Here is a 2750-nt window from a genome sequence, read left to right on the forward strand (position 1 = left end):
AGCCTGATCCGCTCGTCGACCTGGGTCGCGCGCAATTTCTCGGTGGCTAAGGTTTCTTCGACGCGCCCGATAGCCTCCAGCTTTTCGGCCGCGGCTCGTTCCTGTTCGCGAAAGCCGATCCAGGGCCTTTCGGCTTCGTCGGCGGCGTGTTCGCGGCGCAGGGCAGCGAGCGTATCGACTTTCTGGCGATAAGCGGCGATTTCCGAGTCGAGTTCCCGGATGGCGTTCGTCAGTGCAGCCTCCTGATCGAGCGCCTCGGCATACGCTCCCCGCGGCTTGCCCGCCGAAGGAGTCAGCAACTCGTTGCGGGCGGCTTCGACCGTCGCCAGAACCGAATCGCCGCCGCTGCTGGCTATCTCGCCCAGCGAGGCGTTCAGAGCGGTACGAAGATGGTCTATCGCATGCGTCACCGAGTCCCGAATGTCGTGCCCGGCTCCCTGCTGGATCCACAACAACCCCGGAATGCCCCAGTGCTCGGAACCGCTGGCGCCCCGGCCGGCGTAGCGAAAACCCAGGAGTTCCGCGAGATGGTCTTCGGCCTCGGCACTGTCCAGCCGCTGCGTGCCGATCTGCAGCTCGCAGCGCTTCTTGCCGAGAAAACTCTTGAGGAGCCTGTAATGAGTATCCCCGATGGCGAACTCCAGTTCGACGGTGGGGGATGCCGATGTATCGCCCCAGGGACGCAGGTCGTCGACGCTGCCGGAACGATGCCGTTCAAAGAACGCAGCGCGGATGGCCGAGACGATCGTGCTCTTGCCGGCTTCGTTCGGTCCGGTGAACAAATTTAGCCCCGGTTCGAGGTCCTTGATCTCGATCGGTTGCCGGAACTTCTTGAACTGTTCGATACGGATGCGGGAAAGTCTCACAAGGAACCTCCGGCTTTCGCGTGCTGAGCATCGAGGATGCCCGCCAGCAGGGCCAGCGCTTCCCGTGCGACTTCCGCGTCCGCTCCGTCCTGGCTTGCGCGGAGCTCGGCGATGACTTCGCCCAGATAGCCGTCCGCTTTCAAGGCGTCGATGTCCTCCGCGGTCGGTTCGAGACGTAAAGCGGACAAATCGGCCAAGAGGCTCCGGGCTTTGCCGCGGGCCTGCTCGATAGCCGCGCAAAGACGCCGGTATCCGTCGAGATCGGTTTGTCCGGACAGTTCAAGCTGCACGACGTCCGCCGGTCCGAAAGCCGAAATTTTCGGCAACGCTAGCTCGACATCGCTCGGCACCTGAAGCGCTAGCGCTTCCGAATGCCAGCGGTATTGGCCAGTCGCGACCGGCGTCACCGTCGGCACTGCACGCGGTTCCGACAGTTCGACCAGCAGCGCCCGGCCGGATTCGTTGGATCTGAAGCGATCGGTTTCCGGCGTGCCGCTGTACCAGGTGCGCGGATCGATCTGTTTCGTGCCGTGCCAGTCTCCGAGCGCGAGGTAATCGAGGCGCGCTTGCCCGGCACGTTCGGCGGCGATCGGGTTGGGCGAATCGATATCTTCCGCGAGAATGCCCTGAACGCTGCCGTGGGCCAGCCCGATCCTCAGCATTCCGGCAGGCGTCTCGGCCCCGGCGAACCATTCGGTCAGGTCAGTATGGGTATGGCGCTGGGTCAGCGGCGCGGGCAGCACGGCGACACCGATCGATTCAAGCAGCACCGGCTCCGGCTGAAGGCAGACGGTCACATTGGCGGGAATGGCCCTGAGGCGGAGCGCGCGGGTCCAGACGGATTCGGCGAGCGCCGCATCGTGGTTCCCCGGGAGCAAGATCCACGGCCCTTCGAAACCCGCCATCGAATGGAAGAGCCGGTGGATGGTCTTGTCTGCGACGCCCTGCGCATCGAAAACATCCCCCGCGACCAGCATGAGGTCGACTCGGTTTTCGCTTGCAAGCTTCGCGAGCCGCTCGACGGCCGCGAATCGAGCTTCCGCGAGAAGAGCGCCATCGTCCGGCTCGAACTGTCCGAACAGCTTGCCGATCTGCCAGTCGGCGGTGTGCAGTAGCTTGATCAAACGGGTGTCCCCGGTTGTAAAGGGTTATTGACGATCGACGAATAGTTTAACGTGAATAACCGATTGACAAGCTCGGTTATCTTCAAGTAAAAACCTTATAAAGGACATGGAATTAAAATGCCTGGGCAAGGACCGTCGGCGAGTGACGGCGCACACTCTTGGGAAACGAATCGCGCCGAACCATGCGTCAACGATGCTTGAGCCATGCCCGCGGGCGCTCGAGCGTCTGATCAGGCCGCTCATTTCCGCAATCCGTCGATCCACACGAACAAAAATATCAGGGGGAGTGGATGGTGAATTCCGAAAGCTTTTACGATGTCATGCGCCGGCAGGGCATCAGTCGCCGCAGTTTTCTGAAATACTGCGGGCTGACCGCGTCGGCTCTGGCCCTGGGGCCGCAGTTCGTCGGCCAGATCGTCCACGCGATGGAAACCAAGCCGCGCACGCCGGTCCTGTGGCTACACGGCCTGGAATGCACCTGCTGTTCCGAATCCTTCATCCGCTCGGCGCACCCGCTGGCCAAGGACGTGGTGCTGTCGATGCTCTCGCTGGACTACGACGACACGCTGATGGTATCCGCCGGCCATCAGGCCGAGGCGATACTCGAAGAGACCATCCGCAAGTACAAGGGGCGCTACATCCTCGCGGTGGAGGGCAATCCGCCGCTGAACGAGGACGGCATGTTCTGCATCATCGGCGGCAAGCCTTTCGTCGAGCAGTTGCGTTACGCCGCCAAGGATTGCCTCGCGGTGATCGCCTG

General features: G+C 62.6%; 3 protein-coding genes. 1 reads left to right on the forward strand and 2 read right to left on the reverse strand.

Going from position 1 to position 2750, the window contains the following annotated elements:
• Both ABJK70_RS23190 and ABJK70_RS23195 read right to left on the reverse strand, forming a co-directional pair.
• Nucleotides 1–866: AAA family ATPase (locus ABJK70_RS23190; RefSeq protein WP_347259275.1), on the reverse strand; the 866-nt coding region annotated here is incomplete at its 3' end.
• Nucleotides 863–1990 carry a DNA repair exonuclease gene (locus ABJK70_RS23195; RefSeq protein ID WP_347259276.1) on the reverse strand — a complete coding sequence of 376 codons (1128 nt, stop codon included), beginning with the start codon at nucleotides 1988–1990 and terminating at the stop codon, nucleotides 863–865. The genes ABJK70_RS23195 and ABJK70_RS23190, both read right to left, overlap by 4 nt.
• Before the next feature lie 290 nt (nucleotides 1991–2280).
• Between ABJK70_RS23195 and ABJK70_RS23200 the strand changes: the two genes are divergently transcribed.
• A partial coding sequence (locus ABJK70_RS23200; RefSeq protein ID WP_347259277.1) for a hydrogenase small subunit occupies nucleotides 2281–2750 on the forward strand: 470 nt, incomplete at its 3' end.

The organism is Methylocaldum sp., assembly GCF_039794385.1.
Taxonomy (GTDB): Bacteria; Pseudomonadota; Gammaproteobacteria; order Methylococcales; family Methylococcaceae; genus Methylocaldum.